The following is a 19374-nucleotide window of genomic DNA, read 5'->3' on the forward strand; positions in this document are numbered from 1 at the left end:
TCTGCGGCCGAAAACAACAACGTCGATCGAAGTCCTCGATCCTTGGAGGATGGCGCCTGATGATAGCGGGCATGATCGCAGTATTGGCGATTGGAGCGGGCGGGCGGCAGATGCTCGCCACTCCGGGGTTTGACCGCGGGCTGGCAGGCTGGCACGCTGCGGTCGGGGCCAACCTCGCGCAGCCCTCGTCGGTTGACGGCCGCAGCGCGGCGTCCATCATCGTCGAGGACGGTGCGGAGGTGGGGTTCCCGTGCTTGTACCAGGAAACCGCAGTGAAGCCGGGGGAGGTGCTCGAGGCCCGGGTTGAGGCCATGGGCAGGGATGTGCGCGACGGGTTTGGCGCGTACGCGGCGCTGGAGTTCTACGATGCCGATGAACAGCGCATGACTTTCTCCCAGTCCGAGGCGGCGCCGAGGGATGGGAAGTGGACGCAGTTGGTCGTGCGTGCAATCGCGCCCGAGGATTGCGTCAAGGCGCGCTTCTGCCTTCTGCTGAACGGACGCGGGCAGGCGTTCTTTGACACTGCAACGCTCGTTCGGGTGGGCGCTGTTTCGGCGGCGCCGGTCACCGGCACCGTGACCCTCAGAGCGACTGACAAGGTGGTCTGTGATCCACTGATCGGCTTTGGCGCGGAAGACGACGGCTGGTTCTACAGCCCGGAGAACGCCGGACACGGCGTTACGGACGAGGATATCGCAATCCGCGAGGCCCGCATCAAATGGATGGCCCCCGACTGGGTGCGCATGTTCTGCTGGTACAAGGACTGGTGTCCGAGCGGCGACTGGGAGACCTTCACGTTTGGTAGCCCCAACATGCGGAGCCACTACCGCACGCTCGACCTCTACCAGAAGATCGGGGCGCGCGTGAACGTCACGGGCGTGGAGTGGGGGATGACCGACCCGTACGGCCAGCCGGAACGTGCAGCGCGCGCGATCGGCGCGCTGTTCGAGCATCTCATCAAGGACAAGGGATACACCTGCGTCGGCGACTGGACCCTTACGAACGAGCCGAACGGGTCGTTTGTTCACATGGGATATGACTTCAACCGTTTCCTTGAGCTGCACCGACTGGTGAAGCGAGAGTTCGAGAAGCGGGGACTGCGCGTGCGTATCGTCGGCAGCGACGACACCAGCGGCCTCGATTGGTTTACGCGCTGCGTGCAGGACAACGAGTACTATCAGACCGCCGACCTCTTTTCATCGCACTTCTACGTGCAGTACCCCAACCGGCCTCTCGCGCCGTTGTCCATGGACGATCGGCTGGCGCTGATCGGCCAGCATCGTCAGAAGAAGCCCTTCGTGATCGGGGAGTTCGGATTCCAGGACGCACGCTCGGGCACGTTGGAGAACCCGCTGATGGAGACGTACCCCTACGCGGTGTGGACGGCCGCATTTGTGATCGAGGGGCTGAACCGGGGCGTGGCCGGATTCTCGATCTGGTGCCTGCACGAGGTTTACTATCCCGGCGGCGGATTCATGAACTACGGGCTATGGGACTTCAGGGACAACGGCTGGAAACCGCGACCCGTCTATCATGCGTGGGCGATGTTCTCCAAGCTGACCAAAGCGGGCGATACCGTGCGCACCTGCGAATCGTCACACCCCGACGCCGTGATAGGATCGATCGCGGGAGACACCCTCTTCTGGGTCAACCGGAGCGACCAAGTGCTGCCGGTCCGTATATCGGGGCTCAAGGCGACCGAGGTGCGCATCATGACCGAGGCGACCCTTGAGGGTGACCGCGAGTGCGGGACGGTGGAGAAACTGAACGACGGCCTCTTCACCGCGCCGCCCCAGAGCTTCGGCTACGCGCGGTGATCGAGTCTTGCCCTTGAGAGATATACTCCGGCGCACACGTGAAGTGACCGCGCATTAGTCCCCATCTGTCGGCTGCTGCCGTGCCGGCTTGCCCCCGGCTCGGTTCACCAGCACGCGCTGTCGCGACGCCGACGAGAACCGCCCGCGGGCAACATCCTCTTCGGTGAACGCGGCCATGAGTATCTCCCTGTCCGAGCGACGATTGCGATCATAGACCAGGTAGATCGTGCCGTCCGGGCTTTGCACCGCATCCGGGTAGGACACCTGAGATCGCTCATCCACGACCAGGCCGCCATACCAACTCGTGCCGTCGTCATAGGACAAATAGGCCGTGAGGTGGGAGCGCGTCTTGCCGTCGGGCGGGTCGTGTGTGACGCGCAGCAGCTTCCCCGAACTCAGCCTGCGGATGAAGAAGCGCGCGGTCGGAATGTGCTGGATGGCGGAGGGCGCTCCCGGGCTCCACGTCTCGCCTCGGTCCGTGGAAATGCTTTCGCCGATGCCGTAGCGCGTGCGCACCAGCATCCACAGGCTGGCGTCGTTGCGCTCCACGATCATATGCTCATCCGCAGAGGCCTGAGGAATGTGCGCCTGGCCCAGCAGGGAGAAGGTTGCCCCCGCGTCGGTGGAACGGAACACATTCGATCCCACCTCCGAGCCCAGGTTGTGTGTGAAGCGCGGGTCGTCGAAGTCGGCGGGCGACTGCCATACGGCCACCGGCAGAAGCCATTCGCCGGTGGAGAGGACGATGGGCTTGTTCATCATTATCCCGTTGCAGATGCGCCGCGGCGGCGACCAGGCGGGATGCTCTTTCTCCGAGTCCTCGGTCATGATCGCCCACACTCCAGCCCGGCCATCCCAGTGATGGTACGCCTGGGCCCAGAATAACCACAACCGCCCCTCGGGATCATGCCACAAGCAGGGATCGAACGCCCGGACGCTCCCCGGTGGGTCAATCACGACCACCGGCGGGCTCCACGTTGCGCCGTCGTCGCCGCTGGTCACGGCCACCACGTAGTTCTGGGGCCCTTCCCCTGGCCCACCGCCGTACCAGACGGCCCACAGGCGACCATTCTTGGCGCGCTCGATGCCCGGAATACCCTGGAAGGCGCGCGTGCTGTCCCCGTATTCCGGTCCGGGGCAGACGTTTACGGCGGGCGCTTGGAGCGCGGGGTCGTTTGCGGTTTGAGCGGCTTGAGGATCCGCCATCCGAACAGCGCCTCCATTTGGGCCGAGAATGAGCGCAGCGACCAAGAGCGGCACAGCCTTCCCGCACATCATGCGCATATCCTGCACATCGGATTGGCTGCCGCGGGATGACGGTCACGAGCCAGTGATACGTCCCCCGCGTCACCGGCGTGGCCTGGTGCGCACGCGGGCAAGTGCGACATCGTGGCGCTGCCATCGGTGTCAGCACGCCCACGCGATGTCGAGAGCTCTTTTAGTTCGCCGCAGTCGCTGGCTGTGGCCGCGCGGATAACTCGAACTCGTCCACTGTATTGCCCGCGACATCAATGATGCGGACGTCTGCCTGCTCCGCGCCGACATCAACGCGCATGAAACACACGACGCTCTCGGCTTTGACCGTCTCCGGCAGAGGGGGCGCGTCAATCGGTCGCGCTCCGCCGCCGGCGACCCCGCCCTCCAGGAAGTGAACCCCGCCCGCGACCGCGTGATGGTAGTGATGATCGTGCCCGCTAAAGACCGCAGTGACCTTGTGGTCCTGAAAGACACTGCCGAATCGGGTGCGCAGCTCTTTGCTGCCCTCCACCCGCGACGCCTTGACGCTGTACGGCGGGAAATGGAAGAACACGAAGATGTACTTCGCATCCTGGTGCTTGGCCAAGTCATCCCTGAGCCACTGCATCTGCCGCTGCCAGTACCGCTCGTCGCGCTCTTCATGGCGTCTCTCATCTTCCGCCGTACGCGACTGGTTGTCTTCCGGCAGGTACAGACCGGGGCTGTCAAACACGACGAAATGCGCCGCGCCGCGGTCGAAGGAGTAGTACCGCTCATTCCCAGGCAGCACGAAGAACTGGAAATACAGGTCCGAGGCACGGTCGTGGTTGCCCAGCGCGGGATAGTACGGGACGCTGCACATGAGGTCGTGGTTGACGCGGAAGAACTCCTCCCAGTCGCCGATGTCGCGGCCGTCCGAAACCAGATCGCCGGCATTAAACACCATGTCGGGATTGCCGGCCATGATGCGCTCGACGATGGGGCGGTGCGCCGGGTTGCCCCGGTTCTGGGTGTCGCTCACGACGGCGAAGCTGAACGGATGCTCGCCTTCGGGAACGGTGGTGAACGTGCAGCGGCTGGTGTCGCCGGCGTCTCCTTGCAGATTATAGGTGTAGGTCGTGCCCGGCTCCAGATCGCGCAGCTTCACTGAGTGTGTTTGGTACTCACGGACAATCGAGTCATGGCCCGCCGGGGGATTGACCGTGACCTCTCCGCTCACTGTCGCCCAGCAAATCGTAGCGTTGTCGGTGCCCACGTTCTGCACGTACGGGCCAATGGCGATCGTTGACTGCCCCTGCGTCCATACGGGGGTGAGAATCCCCAGGACTAGAAACACCGTGATCGCGGCGGTGATCCCGCTCTGGCGGGTGATGCTCCGAGTCATTGTGGCCTCCCTTTATCTACAGCCTGCTCTCCCCGGGCCGCCAGGCGCGGCACACGCCTGGCGGCCGACATGCCATTCGTTGAGCAAGAGACTGTCTCCTGCCCGGTCACGGTCGTGTGGCGCCTATGCCGTTGAGCGCGGGAGAAGCAGGATGATTCCGGGCACAGGCTTGTCTAGTGATGGTGGATGAAAACGACCTGCCACCGACACCGCGGAGATGTGAACGAGGTCAGGGAGTCTAATACGAGGTCAACGGGCGCGCCGCCCCCTGCGTGTCCGCCTCTCGCATCCCAATCACTCCAGCCAGTATGAGTAGAGGTCGGCATTGCGCAAGGTGAAGCGCAGGCTCACGGTCTGGTCGCTCAGCCCGGCAACGTCGCCGCCCTGCCACTTGACCTGCGCGCGCGGCGCATCGCCAACGATGGCAGCGGAAACCGCCACGACGCTACCGTCCCTGTCCAGGATGTCGACCCGCAGCTCGCCCTCGGGCGCTTCGACGTTAACGAAGAGAGCACGCCCCGACATCCTGAAGGGCGCGGTGACGACGGCACCTCCATCGCCGCCGGCATTAAGGGAAACGAAGCCGTCCCGCCGCAGCACCGCGAGGCAGATCGCGCCCGCATCACGGTCGAGACCTGGAAGCGGAACCGTCTCGCCGTGCGGGTATTCGCCGACGTACTCCCAACTTGCGCGGTACTTGAGGCCGGTGTAGTAGAACCATAACTCATCGCCGCGGAGCACCGCGCTGGATGGCCCGATGAGCTGCGTCAGGTCGTAGGCGTTCTCGTCCTTTGGCGATGGGCCGATGAACGCTGCGCGGTTGCCCAGGCGGTGCCACGTCCTGAGATCTCGGCTGCACGCGAGTTGAACCAGGTGAAAGCCGTCGGTGTTGGGATAGTTGGGAATTGGACCGGTCGCGTGGTACATCGCTGGCAAGCCGATGTAGACTCCCTCGTAGCAGAACACGCCCATGTTGTACACATCAACATTGTACACGGCCGGGTCATTGTAGAATGGCTGAAGCAGCCCGGGATTGCCCAATCGCGCCTCGATGTTCTGCCGGCCGAGTTCCTGGTCCAGGTCATCGGCATGGAACACGAGTCCGTAGTCGGTCCAGTTCTCGAAGTCCGCGCTGGTGGCCAGCGCAACCGAGCGGCCGTACGGGCCGCCAACTTTGGGGGTGGCAATGAATAGGTGCCGTTTCTCGTCGAACGACAGGTTGTACTCGTCTGACGAGGAGATGGGCTCAGCATCCAATGGCGTCCAGGTCGCCATGTCTGGGGATACCGTCGGAACCAGTCCTTCCGGCGTATGTTGCAGCGATTTGTAGCGTTGTTGCGGGTCGGGATCAGTCCCGTCATACACCACGCAGTAGAACGGCCTATCACTTACCGCTCCTCGTCGCCAATCGAGCCCGTCCTTGCTTTCCCAGATCGTGGTGACGGTGGTCGGCCCGCCGGTGCCCGCCACTGCGAATCTGAAAACCTGGGCATCACGATCCCAACACGGCGCGCTGCGGATCTGGAAGACCGTTTCACCCCGGTCGGTGTCAGGCCGAATCACCGCGCCCTTCTTAGTGGGCTGGTGCATGGTGCGCGTGAGATTGTCGATCTGTGCCACGCCGTGATCGTCCAAGAACAACTGCCGTTCCCCGAGGGATATGCCGAACATCGCTTCGCTCCCGGCTGCCGCGTCCTCGTTGCATGCTGCCGCTGCGGTCAGTAGAACCAGCGCGGTCATCGCCACCAGCGCTCGTCTCATTGCTGCAATCCGTCCTCGGTCAGCATCCCGGCACCTATCGGTTGGCATGTCCGCCGAACATGCCGGCCCGTAAGCCTCGCGCCGCGAAACCTCACGTCCGCTCGGCCGACGCAGGGATCACCGGCAGCTCCACGTGCGAGGGATGTGCGTCGTCGCGATAGACCGTGATGGTCGGGACGATATTGTCGTCGTCTCCGGGATCATTGCCCGTGCTCAACTTGGGATGCAGCTGATAGGTCGGGTAGTCGGCGCACGCGATTGCGACCCGAATGCGATGCCCCTTCCGGAAGACCCAGGAGGTGGGGTGAAAATCAATGACCAGCGCAACGACTGCGCCGCCTGCAAGCGCGCGATCTGTGTAGTCGGCCTTCTCGTAGCCGTGCCACGGAAGGTCGGGCAGCACGTCAATGCCCGACTTGCCGCCCGCGATAATCCTGTCGTTGTCGCGGAGCGCGGCAAAGCCGGCCCGCAGTTGCCCCTCGGTGACCAGAATCGCCTCGCCGTTTTCATCGACGTCTTCGAGGTACACGAAGAAATCGCCGTACTCCGCGGTCGAGGAGACCCAGAAGCGCACTATCGGATGCCCGGTGACCTCCGTGTCGCGATCCATACCCGGTGATGTGTAGATCAGGCACTGCTTGTCCTTCTCAGTGCGATCCGGCATCTGGTCGGGCGACTCGCCCGCAATCCCCAGCCAGCGATTGCCGCCGTTGGTGCCGTAGGTTGAGCTGTGGGTGAAGTCCGCCGCATACGTATCCGCGCCGTCCTGCTCCCGCTGTCCGCTCAAGCAGTTGCTCGCATCGAAGTAGTAGCGCGTCAACACCTGCCGCTTCAGCGGCCATTCGTCTTCGAACCGCCAGCCCCCGCCGTTCATGACGTAGATGTAGATGGGCGGCTCGAGGTCCACTCCGTTCTCGATTCCTTTGAGGTAGCGATCAAAGAATCGCAGATGCTCTGTCAGCAGCATCTGCAGCACCTGCGTTCTGTCTTCGCCGAGGAACTCCCAGAACGGCCCCGAACCCAGACCGTGATACCCTGGCACCATCAGCAGCTTGGACGGGTTCGTGGGCCGCAGCGTGCACTGCAACTCGAACGAGCCGCGGGTGAAACCGTCGAACCACCCGCCCAAGTTGTAGATCGGGATTCCGGACTCCATCATGCCGCGTACGTGCGCGTTCGGCCCCAGTTCGTACAACGTCGGCCCGAGGGGGCTGCGCGCGTCGATGAACGTCAGTTTGGCAGCCCACGACGCGTAGTCGTAATTGCCACTGTCGTGTCGCCGCGTGGCCTCATAATAGACATGCTTGCGCTCGACGCCATCGCGGTAGGTGGGAGGATCGCCGTCGTCGAGGAAGCCGCCGTTGCCGTTTGCATCCACGGGAATCTCGTCAGCCAGATCGCCGTCACCGTCCTCGTCAATGACCGGCTTGGCCGGCTGAATCCCCACGTCAGGCAGGTAGTAGTTGCGCTGAAGCGGATACATGTACTCAGACCAGTGCTTGAGGAACCCCTGGACGTAGATCCCGCCGGGATAGACCTCGCCCGTGTAGCCTTCGAGGGGTATCACGGCCGGGACAATGCACTTCAGCGCCGCAGGCTTCTGCGATGCAACCGCCGTCTGCGACCAGCCGACGTACGATCCGCCGTACATGCCGACGTTCCCGTCGCACCAGGGCTGAGCCGCGATCCAGTCAACCAGCTCCTTTCCGTCCTGCGCGATCCGCGGCATGAAATCCATCAGCCACCCGGTGGAGGCCCCCGTGCCCCGCATGTCGGCGTACGCGACCGCGTAGCCATAGGACAGGAAGAATCGCGCCTCCTCTGAGCTCGTCAAGTCGCGTATCTTGCCGGAGTTCGGGTCAATGGAGGAACGCTGGTATGGCGTGTAGCCGAGGATGACCGGGAATGTCGTCCGCTCCGGGCCGTCCTGCGGAAGGTACACGTCTACCGCCAGCTTCTCGCCGTCGGACAAAGGCACGTAGGCCGCAAAGACCTCGATGGCCTTGTACTGAGGCGCCGTGTATCCCGAGTAGGTAAAAGGCTTGCTGACCTTTTCCGGTGGGTTATCCGGATTGCCCTGGGCAAGGCCCACGGCATTCAACCCGAGCACAAGCATGATGATCCAGACGAACACGAAACGCCTCACGGGTGTCTATCCTCCTGTCATGAGCTGGAACCAGTCGCGGTTCCCATGCGCGATGTCGGTGTCGAAGACGCCTCCAGCGAATCCACAGTTCACCGAGTCCGCGGCTGCGCAGCAGGTTACGGTTCCCCTGCCTGCAGGGCTGGCTGCGTCGCGATTGGCTCCTGAGTTCTTGCCGTAATGCTCGCGCCGCGCCGCGATCGTGAGCATGTGCAGGGCTTTTCGCCGGCCCAGGATGGCTTCCTTTCCGCGCAGGTATAATCCCTCCGTGGTGAAGTCTCGCCGCGGTTGTGCTGGGGCCGCGCCAATGGGGCTCAATGCGAGACGCCCGGACACGACAGCGCGACGTGGGCTCGGCATGCAGCTATCGAGGTCCGTGCAATAGGGAAAGCCTGGCGGACCGCGAGAGGTCTCTCACTGCGTTTCGCTAGCCAGGCCCACTCCGGTGTCGGTTGTGACTTGGCGTGTGAGGTGCCCTTGCCGCTCGCCTCCGGTCGGCGCACTTGAGAACTGGTAGTACACGAGCTCGTGATCCGCCGTCAGCGTGTGTTCGACGCCGCGCACGCAAGCGACCATGTCGCCGGGCTCCAGAGCGAACTCCTTGACCACCCCGGTCGGGCTGCGCAAGGTCACTCTCGGGTTCCCCTCCGTGAACCACCAGTACTCATCCACGTCGTGGTAGTGCAAGTCCACATCCGTGTTGGGCGGTAGCCGAAACTGGTGGAAGGTCGCGGGATCGACCGGATTGAGAAGACCGGCCAATTCCTGGGATAGGCGTTCACCGCGACCCGTGCGGACAATGCAGAGAGACGGGTCATCGATGTTCTGTGTGAATGCGCTCGCGGGATCATCCCTCTTCACGTCGGCCCTCAGCAATCATGTGTCAATCCTCGGATAGCATGAGAGGAGTTGGGTGTCCAGGCCCCGGGGGCGGTGGAACGGTGCGTCCTACTTCCAGGAGGCAGCGTGCTCTCCATGTCGGCGTGACCCACGAGGGCGGGCTGCAATCCCCTGACGAGCGTTTACGCAGCTATCCACGCGCCACAACGCTCCTCGTCTGCAGCGCTCTTCCCCGCGCCCGCATCGCTTCCCTGCGAGCGGTGTCTCATGGCGATTTCACCGACAGAGACCCTTTCATCCGTCATCATTTCTAGCATTATCATTGGTTCTGCCGGTAATCAACTCTCTGCGTTCTCGCATCTGCCTTCGAAAGCGCTCGGACTCCCCGGGATAGACGTAGTAGTAGGCGGTAGCCGCCGCCCCGGCAAAAAGCCATGAGCCGCAGGCCACCATGAGGGCATAGGTCAGGCCGTGGCTTTCGAACATGTCGGCGAACTTGCCAAGGCCGATCACGGCCACCGACGCCACCGCGCCCTGGAAGAACTCAGTGATCGCCATGGCGGTGGCGCGGAACTCCGGCCGGATCACTGCCTGAACCAGGGGCTGTTTGACTCCCCGCCGTGTCCATTCGAGAAAGAATCCCGCGAATACACCGCAGGCCAGAATAGCTCTAAGCTCCTCGGCTGCGGTGATCATGTACCACATAGCCGGGAAAGACAGCGCAATGGACACCTGGGACAATGCGGCGCGGCCGTGGTGCGGCCAGCGCTCGTCCGCGACGTCGCAGGCGATGCCCCCGACCAGGCTGCCGATGGCCAGAGCCAGCACCATGCCGCCGAAGATGATGGGTGCCTGTCCTTCCGCGAATCCGCGGTCATCCACAAGCCAGGTAACGAAGTATATGGACAGGGAATTCAGGGTGGTCATGAGGAAGCATCCCTGGACCAGATTCACCCACATGGTGCGGCTCCGCAGCACCTCTTTGACGTCGAGCATTCTGAAGCGGAAACGTGCAGCATCGGCCTCGGTCATGACTCCTTCCAGCTCCGGTTCCGCCGCGCCACGCACCGGATGTCGCACCAGGAGGGCAATCAGGATTCCGGCGAGGACGCTGGCCGCGCCGAGGATCACGAATGCCCAGCGCCATCCCGTGTCCGGGTTGAGGTCGATAATGCCCCATTGCCACCCGCGGTTGGACACTTCGAGCAATTGACCGAAACCCACCGCGGCGGCCACCACCCCCAGCATCCCGATCATGCCCAGGGCTCCCATGGCCCGCCCTCTTCTATGAGGACCGAATACATCGGCCAACATGCTGAAGGACGCAGGGTAGAGCGCGCCGAGTCCAATGCAGGCGATCACGCGCACGAACAGAAGCTCCCAGTAGTCAGTAGCCAGGGCGGCCAGAGCCATCAGCGTGCCCCAGATCCCGGTACCGAGGACGAGAATCCATTTCCGGTTGTAGCGGTCCGCGGCAAATCCCCAGAACGGGCCGCTCATGGTCTGTATGATGGTGCGCACCGCGTAAATCACGCCACCGGCGCCGTAAGTCAACGAGAGCGAAGCGCGGATCGCAGGGAACAGCATGGGTAAGGCCAAGTCCTCGGCGCTATCCTTGAAGAAGCCGAACCCGATGGGGATGATAATCCTCGCTTTTTCGCCTAGCGTCTTCCTCTGCAAAGCATGCTCCTTTGCGCCATCTCTCGGACACTACTTCTCCTGTTGGCTGCATCCGATCCCCAGCCTCCGGCGCAGCTTAGCAAGTCCTTCTCGGCACAGATCCAAGGCATGATACTCACACTCCCACTCGCCATGCCCGCAGAACCAGTAGAGGCCCTCGGGGCCGATTCTTCGAGCGGGGAATCCTCGCAAGTCACTGAGGCGCGTAGCCTGGCCGGTGGTGAGCCCGATGTGCTCAGGCACGGCCGCGTCCTTGCCGATCTTGTTCTTCCATCCGGCTAGACAGCGGCCCTCCTCCTCTGGCCCGTATTGACTCAGATAATCGAAACCTTTTGCAGCAACCGGCGGATTTGAGTCAGGAATCGGCATCTCCTGTCACTGTGGACTGATTGGGGCAAGTCCAGGGTTCTTGGGGAAATCGACAGGTCAAATGCCATTGTGGGCGCAGAATGAGGGCAAGAGGGAGTAACAAGCCCACGGTTCTTGTTGGTCTTGGGACGGCGGAATCGGGCCGATCGTGCGCGTGAATCGGCTGTCAAGGCCCGGAGACCGCGCCCACGGTTCCGGCAGAGAGAAGTTCCCGGACTCGGGTCATGGTCGGCGAAGACGACCTCCGGTCGAGACGTTGTCGAGTTGTGCACGAGGTCGCGAGGCTCAATGCCAGAGCCTTTCGGTCGGGGAATGGCAGGAATTGGGAGCGGTGCGCGCCGGCCAATGGCGGCTCGACACCTACAGCAGCACCGAGGGCATAGGCCTGGGCTGCCCTTCGGCCGGTTCCATCAGCGCTTGAGAAGCGCACGCCACTTGACGCGGGCGACTATGTGTGCTGTAATTAGATATATGTCGAATACTCGCACGAATAATGTGCAGCACTTCACAGCCATGTTCGGGGCGCTGTCCAACCCGAACCGGCTCCGCGTGTTCCTGCGGCTATTATCTTGCTGTGGGCCGGAGGCAGCTGGCCTCACGGACGACCAGGCAACTGCGTTCGTGGGCGAGTTGGGCCGTGACCTTGGGATCGCCGCCTCGACCGTGTCCCACCATATCAAAGAACTTCATCGGTCCGGCCTCATCCAGATGGAGAGGCGAGGGCAGAGGGTGGCATGCTGGGTGGATCGTGGCACTTTGCGGGAGCTGGCAGAGTTCTTCTCCCTCCAGGTCGGGCAGCAGCAGTCGTGTTTCTGTCAGCAAGGTCGGGAAGTGTCCGATCATCGTAACGAAGGCAAGCGGTGAGCGCGGAGACAAATGAGGATATCCGCCAGGCGGTCGGCAAGGCCTATGGCGAGATCGCGAAGGCGGACGGCAGATGCTGCGGACTGTTGCAGTCCCGCTGCGTTCTGACGCCGGCCCAGGGCGCTGTCTGCCGCGGCTAGAATGTTCGGATTCGGCCCTTGGCGGGACGCCTTGGTTTGGCGGCGGGGGGACTAAGGCCCTGGTGGGAAGGCAAAAGGAGGAAGGGTGCAATGAGTGAGCAAAGCGGTCAGCCTTCGGTGGATCAGGAGGCGCAAAAGAGTGAGCTGAGCCGGAAACTGGACGCGATCGGATGGGGACTTTTCTTCCTCATGCTCGGCGGGATCTGGCTCTCTCCGGAGACGTGGATCCCAGAGGATAAGTGGGTGATGGCAGCGGCCATCGGCGTCGGGGTGATCCTGATCGTGATGAACGTCGCCCGCTATCTCTGGGCTGTCAAGCCAAGTGTCGGGGCCATCGTGCTGGGCGCCCTGGCCCTGGCCTGGGGCGTGGCTGGGTTCTACGGAACCAACCTGCCGTTCTTCCCCATCCTGTTCGTCCTCATCGGCGTCGGCATCATATTGTCCGCTGGAAAGCGCGCACGGCGTCGCGGCCGTTGCTGAGCGGGGTCCGGGAAACCGATTTCGGCCTTTTGCGGCCGACAACTGGAGGTGTTCGACATGAAAGGGCTTCGATGGTTGCCTGTCATCGCGGGTGCTATACTCGCCGCTCATCACTTCGGCCCGAAGATGGGCAGCGTTTGCGAGCGAGTCTTCGACAAGATGCCTGACAACTTCCCACCCAAGTGGATGTACCTAAACATCACGGCCATCCGGGAGCAAAACGACCGCATCATCCAACTGCTGGAAGAACAGGCCAAAACCTGACCTTACGCTCTTAACGTTCGCACGCGCCACGCTGTCGGTGTTCCTCTAAGGCGGCGTGTCAATAGCTCCTGCTGCCGGGTGCCCGAAGACGATTCGGTGGGATCTGTGGAGACACGTCCCCGGGCAAAATGGGGGAGGGATCGGGACACTGGGTACCGATCAAGCGTCAACGAAACCGCCGCGGCGCCGCCGATCGAGCTTGCTGAGGACCAACAACCTCCGCCAATAGCTTCAGCGGCGTTGTGCTACCGCGTTGAGCCGGTCTCGCGCTCGCTTGATCGCTGCGCCCTGCAACATCTGCTCAAGGCCGGCCCGGGTCCCAGATGGTGCAAGCGATGTATCGCTCTACCCGCTGCTTGTCGTTGAAGTAGTAGGCCGTCACACACTTGCCGTCCGGCCTTTGGACGGTTCGCGGGTAACCCAGGTCCCACACTGCGCCGTCGTCGCGCAACACGATCTCCTCGCCCCACGTCTTGCCCCGGTCGCTGCTGATCAACGCCCGGATCCCATACGGCGCAGCGCGGTACCCATAGGTCAAGGCGATGCGACCGTCCTGAAGCCAGATCATGTGCGGCGGGTTGCCATGGTTGTTGACGGTGGGCTCGGCCAGGCGATACCAGTTGCGTCCATTATCCGGGGATAAATAGCCTTCGATCCACCACTGCTTCTTGCCTTCCTCGACGCCGGCGCAGCGTATGATCGAAAGGAGCGCATCATCTGAAAGGCGCAAGGTCGAAGGCATGATCGCGTACCCCTCGGGCCCGGGCTGCTCCCCGATCCATCCCACGAGCGCCCACGTCTTTCCCCCGTCCGTCGTACGGATACAGCACGGCCAGCCTTCGCCGCCTTCGTCTTTCTCCGCGGCAATGAAGGCCATGAGATCACGCGTGCCGTTTACGATATAGTCGGTGCGCGCGAGCAATCCTTTCCGGCCGAAATCCGGCAACTGAAACGGGCCGTGCCAAGTTCGACAGCGGTCCAAGGAGTAGAGGAACTGGCCGCCTCTGAAGCGCGCCGCAAAGTCGGGATGGGAAAAGTCAATCGCTTCCGAGAGGCCTTGCGACGCGCGTTCGCGTCCGTTCTCGTCAAGATACGACGGGGCTTCGATTGTCCACGTCTCTCCTCCGTCCAAGCTGCGTGCCTGCCGCGCCACTGAACCGCGGTCGGGGTCGATGGGGTGGCCATCGGGTTTGGCCTTGTAGTGGCCCAAGGTGAATCCGACGACGATCTCGTCGCCCCATGACCATATCCCGTTGTTGGCAGGCCACCCGGCAAACCGCCCCTCCTCGAGATACACGATACGGTGTTCGACCGGCCCTGCGCCTTCACCGGACCGTGCGGCACCGATCGAGAAAACCAGGGGACCAAAAGGCATTGAGAGCATATCCGCTAATCCCTCCTTCTGCGTTGTTTGTCCTAGTTCGTTGTCTGCCCCCTTGTGCACCTGCCGTTGACGTGATGCCGCGGCCGAATCCTCTGTTGGCGGTCAAAGGGCATGTGAGGCCGGCTGCGGTCGTCAAGAGCCAACAGGAGCCGTCTGGGACGGGCTGGCCCTGACAAGCCTCACTGCAGGCCAGAGCGCTGTGCGCCCGCATCGTGTTGCAGTGTCTGCGCCGCGCTCTGCCGACGCCTGCGCCTCCAGCGACGTGTCGAAGATCTCCACGTTGATCAACTCATCCCGCAGCTTGCCGTTCAATGACTCCGGGTAGCCCGTATCCAGGTCGAGGACGCGCGCGGATAGGCCACAGCATAGCGGGCTCTAGGCCGGGTTCCCGACCGCGTTCGTCTCTCGCTGCTCCGGTGGCCATAACAGGGTCACCGGGCTGGCGCGACGAAAACGACGTACGCTCCTAGAGCTCCGCCCGCTCGAGACATGGCGGATGGCCCGGAAAGAAGGGAACGCTCGCGGCGGAAGAGGCAAAGGGAACTGAGTCCCGGTTCCGCGGGAGAGGAGAGACTGTAATCATGGCACGAGCCCGAGCACGGGCTATGGTGGTAGTCGGCATCGGCTGCTCCCTGTTGCTGGTCGGTCTGACGGTTGCCACGTTCGGTCAGGAAGCAGATGAGCCCATCAGTTCAGTGGTGCAGAAGGCTGGCAACGCCGACGATGATGGCGAACGGCTGGCGATGTTGCGCCAACTGCGGCAGAGGCCCGACCTGGACCCGGCCCTCGCCGCCGACCTCGACAAGCTCATCCCCTTCATCGAGCAGTGGGTGGACGGCAAGCGTCTCCACTTCTACAGCAGCCAGGTCGGCAGAACCAAGGGCTATGACTTCGGCATCGCGCCGGATTCGCCGCTCCATCCGTTGACGTATCTCTACAGTGGGCGGATGGTGCTGACAATCGTGATGCAGAGCGGCAATATCTGGAGCTACCCGGACCGCCGCGCCGAGTGGTTCGACATCGCGCGCGGGTTCTTCGAGCAGGCCCACGCGGCATTCCCCGACAACCGCATCGCCCGCATGTACCTGGGCGAGCCCACCCCGTGGGAGAGGCAGTGGCCGCAAGTCCCTGGCGCGCCGGAGTGGGCAATCAACCAGCGCGTCGGCCTGGAGGGGATCGCCGACATCGTCGAGTGGTGGATCGACCACCGCCTGCAGGAGAACGGTGAGTTCGGCGGAGGTTGGGGCGACGACTGTGAGATGTGGCGCTGGTGGGTGCCGGTGCTCATCGGCTTCCATGACCCCAAGATCACCGGCGCCCAGGCCTTCTTCTCCAACGCGCTGATGAGCGAGGAGCACATGCGGGGCGGCTATACGTCCCGGATGACCGACGTCGAGCACACTGCGGAGGACTCTACCGACGCGATTCTGCCCATGATGCACCTCGGGCCCGACGACGACGTATGGCAGCGCCGGGCGCTGCGGCTCGCTGAGCTGATGCGCGACCCGTGGACCGGGCGCAACGAATGCGGCTTTCTCCAGTTCAAGAGCACGTACTTCACCTTCAATGCGGTCGACGACGACCCGCAGAAGGCCTGTGACACGCCCTACCATGTGCGCGCCATACAGCCCGCGTTGCTGTACTGGCAGCGGACCCGAGACACCGAGCTGACGGAGCTGTTCACCGCGTGGATGGACACCTGGGTGGACGCGACGGCGCGCGCCGAGAACGGCAAGCCTGCCGGCATCATCCCCGCCGCCATCCACTGGCCGGACGGCGGGATTGGCGGACTATCCAAGGACTGGTGGGATCCCCGTAACCACAGCGAGCCGACGCTCTACCAATGGCCGAGCGCCATGGGTGCAATGACGGATGCGCTTCTGCTGACATACCACATCACCGCCAGCGAGAAGTATCTTGAACCGATTCGCTCCATGGCCCGCATTCGGCTGAGACACATCGAAGACCCACAGAAGGGAGAACCCGGCTCCGAGGCCTGGTGTGCGGCACGCATGGGCTTCCTTGCCGGCACCATCGCCAAGTACCGCCTGCTCACTGGTGATGACCAGTTCGACCGGCTGTTGGGCGGGGGCGCATCCCCGCACGTGGCCTTCCGGCTGACCGGCGAGCGCGACCCGCTGCACGCCGCCCTGCGGGACAATGCCAGGGCCTTCGCTCACAACTTCGAGCGCTACACGAGCGAGGTCCGCTACACCGATCGAGTGCTGCGCTTCCCGGCGGTATTCCAAGGCGACGTCAAGCTCGCCGAGCCCAGCTTCCAGGTGCACAGCCCAAGGCCGGAACTTCTCTACTCGACGGCGACAGGCGATCCCGGCGCAGTTGGCTACTTCCCCATGAATGCCGTTCGCTGGCTGACGTCGCCTCGGGAGATTGCCGCCCTGGTGACGGATGCTGGGGCCAGTCGCTTCGAGGCCGAGCTGTTCCACTTCGGTGTCGAGCCGCGCGAGATGGGGGCGGAACTGTACCTGCTGAACCCAGGTGAGTACGCGTTGTCGCTGCTCGACCCGGAATCGGATCGACCCCTCCATGCGCAGCGCGTGACAGTCGCAGGCCCGCGCACACGCGTCGAGCTCGAACTGCCGGCACGGCGGCTCTGCGTGGTCCGTATCGAGCCGCCTCGCTGACGAACTGGTGAGCCGCGGAGGCGGGCAGGCCTAGCGGCGGCCCGGGAGGACCAGGCTGTGGCCGTCAAATCGCAATGAGACACCTCTGGGCTTGCCTCAGATTCGCTCGACTGACCCCGTGCCCCCAATTCCTCGGCGTGTGCGGCCGTGTGCACGGCACGCGGCTCAAGAAGCGCGTCAAATGGTTTCATGGGTGGTTGACAAGGACACGTCTGCACATGGCGTTGCTTGGAATGCGCGCGAGCGCGTAGAGGCGGCTTCGTTCACGCTTGACACGCGCGACGTTTCCCAGACCATGCGTGCCAGGCTCACGGCCACCTGACAGACACTCCCCACCCCTTGCTCAGTATGTTTGGGGCCATGATGCAACCTACGGAGCGGGCGCTACGTCATGCTTCTCCAAATGTCGGAAGTGTTCGCCAACGGCATCCGTCGCCCCAGTTCAAGTGCGGCTACGTCGAGCGGAACGAACGCTCTGCCGTTCCAAGTGAGGAAGAGCAAGCTCGGGTCATCCAGCGGTCGACGGAAGTGGAACTCCACGGAGAGAACGTCAGTCCTGTCTGGGGTGAGCCGACGGAGAGCGGCGTCGAACAAGGACGTTCGATAGACGCGTCCCGGGGTCAACTGCCGATTGCAGCGGACAACGCGAGCGAACAGGTTTCCCAGCCATCCGGGCCGGTCGGTGCTCAGGACGAAAGACCGCAGCCCCGTGCGCTCAAGCGTGACCTGTCCGTTCAGGCTCGAGAGAATCCGTGTCGGCACGGTTCGCCGCAGGTTGAACTGGTAAATGCCGCCGACATAGAGCGTCAAGAATTGCCCGCTTGTGTTGAGGATCACCACCGTCCCGTCGGGATTCTTCTCGACGTGGGCGCGGACAACGTCCAGACTCGTCAGTACATCGTGCTCAGGCCGCTGCATGCTCGCCAGGTACGTCTTAGGCAGGACAGCGGAAAAAACCGCGCCAGGCAAGAACAGGCCGATCAGAACATACCAGCCCCAGATCCGAGTCGGCAGCGCAATCGGAGGGCGACGCGGCGGTTCTTCGCCTCGTTGGTGGCATCGGCGAGCCAACGGCGCCGTCGTGCAGAGCAGGAGCGCCAATAGGTAGCTCATCGGAACGAACGGATAGTAGAGCAGTCTTCCGGAAGGATCCGTGGCAGCCTGTGGCAGTAGCGCCAGCACGAACAACGCTAACGACCACTGCACCACGGGCTCGCGCCGCATCGGCCAGATGCCCCACAGAAAAAGGAGCCAGACGAGTCCACCAAGCAGCGCCAAAGGCACTGAAGTGTGAGGCGCGAAAAGTGTCAGGATCGGCGGGATCAGGGTCAGCGCGCCCGAGAACATCACCGGCATCGCCGTGGCGACATTGCCCAGGTATAGGCGAGTCTGCGCCAACGGATCGAGATAGAGGAGATTGCCCATTCCGCCGAGATGCAGCAGCTCATAGGCAGCCAAGAACACAAACAGTATTGCTGCGCTGTACCACGATCGTTTGATCGCTAGGGCAAACGGCGCTTTCTCCGATCGCGTCAAGAGCCACTCCAGCAACACTACGGAGAGCGGTGCGACCACCGCAGATTCCTTGCACGTCAACGCAAGGGCCAGGCATAGCAGCGATGTCGCCAACAGGATCGGACGACCAGTCTCTCGCCAAGAGACATGCGCAAGCAGCGCCGCGTTAATGAACGTGACGCATAGTAGGTCGGTCATCGTCGCGATCCATCCCACAGTCAGCGAATGGTCCTCACAGGTGATGAACAGCAGTCCCGCCACAAATGCGACCAATGCCCTGCCGGTCAGCCGTGCGAATAACCGGAACGTGGTGAACGCGACAAGTCCATGGAGAACGATCGACAGAAGATGTAGTGGCAATGCGTTGTCCTTGAAGAGCCGATAGGACCCTTCGAGGATTAGACTCGGGAGCGGACGGAAGAAGCCCCCCTGTGTCCCCCGTTCGAACCACCATAGGTTGGTGAAATCGGGAACCTGCTCAATGCCAACTGACCAAAGCCCCAGCCAACGGGAGTACGGCAATGGTTGTTGGCGCAACGCATTGACAAGGAGAAGGTCGTCTGCTACGAAGCCGCCCGACAGATAAGCGTGGTTCAGCACCAGCGACAGCAGCAGGAACAAGAACAGAGTCGGCCAAAGGGCTAGCCAATGGCTTGCCTTGACGTTTGATGGCCGTGGGATCTCGTGATTCACCGGCCAATTGTCTTCGCCGACAGATGGATGCTACCCTCGTATCGAGGGGTCACCCGATCCGGGGTTGTCCATGGCAACGGGCAATAAATCAGGCCGGACAAACCAGCCTAGACGCTGCCGGCCACCGTTGAGCGACGCGTCTTCGCTGACACCGGGATT

Annotated in this window: 14 protein-coding genes; 6 read left to right on the forward strand and 8 right to left on the reverse strand. The window is 63.0% G+C overall.

From position 1 onward, the window contains the following. The first annotated feature begins 59 nt into the window (after nucleotides 1-59). Nucleotides 60-1817: a hypothetical protein gene (locus JSV65_05700; GenBank protein UCH35847.1), complete on the forward strand. Its 1758-nt coding sequence runs from the start codon at nucleotides 60-62 to the stop codon at nucleotides 1815-1817. A gap of 54 nt (nucleotides 1818-1871) precedes the next feature. Here JSV65_05700 and JSV65_05705 read toward each other — a convergent pair whose 3' ends face one another. The 6 genes from JSV65_05705 to JSV65_05730 all read right to left on the reverse strand — a co-directional run bounded on the left by JSV65_05705 (nucleotide 1872) and on the right by JSV65_05730 (nucleotide 10768). After that, the gene (locus JSV65_05705; GenBank protein ID UCH35848.1) at nucleotides 1872-3023 is read right to left on the reverse strand and encodes an exo-alpha-sialidase; all 1152 of its coding nucleotides are present in this window, start codon (nucleotides 3021-3023) and stop codon (nucleotides 1872-1874) included. Nucleotides 3024-3255: 232 nt separating this feature from the next. Further along, entirely contained in the window at nucleotides 3256-4437 is a 1182-nt protein-coding gene (locus JSV65_05710) for a metallophosphoesterase family protein (protein ID UCH35849.1), read from the reverse strand. 294 nt (nucleotides 4438-4731) lie between these two features. Beyond that, the gene (locus JSV65_05715) at nucleotides 4732-6198 is read right to left on the reverse strand and encodes a hypothetical protein (GenBank protein ID UCH35850.1); all 1467 of its coding nucleotides are present in this window, start codon (nucleotides 6196-6198) and stop codon (nucleotides 4732-4734) included. Nucleotides 6199-6289: 91 nt separating this feature from the next. Further along, complete coding sequence (locus JSV65_05720; GenBank protein ID UCH35851.1) at nucleotides 6290-8344, reverse strand: CocE/NonD family hydrolase; 2055 nt, start codon at nucleotides 8342-8344, stop codon at nucleotides 6290-6292. Between the two features lie 411 nt (nucleotides 8345-8755). Continuing rightward, on the reverse strand, nucleotides 8756-9202 hold the full coding sequence (locus tag JSV65_05725; protein ID UCH35852.1) for a hypothetical protein: 447 nt from the start codon (nucleotides 9200-9202) through the stop codon (nucleotides 8756-8758). 273 nt (nucleotides 9203-9475) lie between these two features. After that, nucleotides 9476-10768: an MFS transporter gene (locus JSV65_05730; protein UCH35853.1), complete on the reverse strand. Its 1293-nt coding sequence runs from the start codon at nucleotides 10766-10768 to the stop codon at nucleotides 9476-9478. Between the two features lie 933 nt (nucleotides 10769-11701). Between JSV65_05730 and JSV65_05735 the strand changes: the two genes are divergently transcribed. The 4 genes from JSV65_05735 (at nucleotide 11702) to JSV65_05750 (ending at nucleotide 12978) form a co-directional block, all read left to right on the forward strand. After that, nucleotides 11702-12094 (forward strand): helix-turn-helix transcriptional regulator, encoded by a 393-nt coding sequence (locus tag JSV65_05735; protein ID UCH35854.1) that lies wholly within the window; start codon nucleotides 11702-11704, stop codon nucleotides 12092-12094. Beyond that, on the forward strand, nucleotides 12091-12234 hold the full coding sequence (locus JSV65_05740) for a hypothetical protein (protein UCH35855.1): 144 nt from the start codon (nucleotides 12091-12093) through the stop codon (nucleotides 12232-12234). Before JSV65_05735 ends, JSV65_05740 begins: the two co-directional genes overlap by 4 nt. Nucleotides 12235-12324: 90 nt before the next feature. Beyond that, nucleotides 12325-12714 carry a hypothetical protein gene (locus tag JSV65_05745; protein ID UCH35856.1) on the forward strand — a complete coding sequence of 130 codons (390 nt, stop codon included), beginning with the start codon at nucleotides 12325-12327 and terminating at the stop codon, nucleotides 12712-12714. 57 nt (nucleotides 12715-12771) lie between these two features. After that, nucleotides 12772-12978, forward strand: coding sequence for a hypothetical protein (locus JSV65_05750; GenBank protein UCH35857.1), 207 nt, complete (start codon nucleotides 12772-12774; stop codon nucleotides 12976-12978). A gap of 301 nt (nucleotides 12979-13279) precedes the next feature. Here JSV65_05750 and JSV65_05755 read toward each other — a convergent pair whose 3' ends face one another. Further along, nucleotides 13280-14353, reverse strand: a complete 1074-nt coding sequence (locus JSV65_05755) for an exo-alpha-sialidase (protein ID UCH35858.1) — start codon at nucleotides 14351-14353, stop codon at nucleotides 13280-13282. 590 nt (nucleotides 14354-14943) lie between these two features. Here JSV65_05755 and JSV65_05760 point away from each other — a divergent pair. Continuing rightward, on the forward strand, nucleotides 14944-17007 hold the full coding sequence (locus JSV65_05760) for a hypothetical protein (GenBank protein ID UCH35859.1): 2064 nt from the start codon (nucleotides 14944-14946) through the stop codon (nucleotides 17005-17007). Between the two features lie 384 nt (nucleotides 17008-17391). On the opposite strand, the gene JSV65_05765 is transcribed toward JSV65_05760, so the two are convergent. Beyond that, on the reverse strand, nucleotides 17392-19143 hold the full coding sequence (locus JSV65_05765) for a glycosyltransferase family 39 protein (protein ID UCH35860.1): 1752 nt from the start codon (nucleotides 19141-19143) through the stop codon (nucleotides 17392-17394). Between the last annotated feature and the right edge of the window lie 231 nt (nucleotides 19144-19374).

It is taken from the genome of Armatimonadota bacterium (genome assembly GCA_020354555.1).
Classification (GTDB): Bacteria; Armatimonadota; Hebobacteria.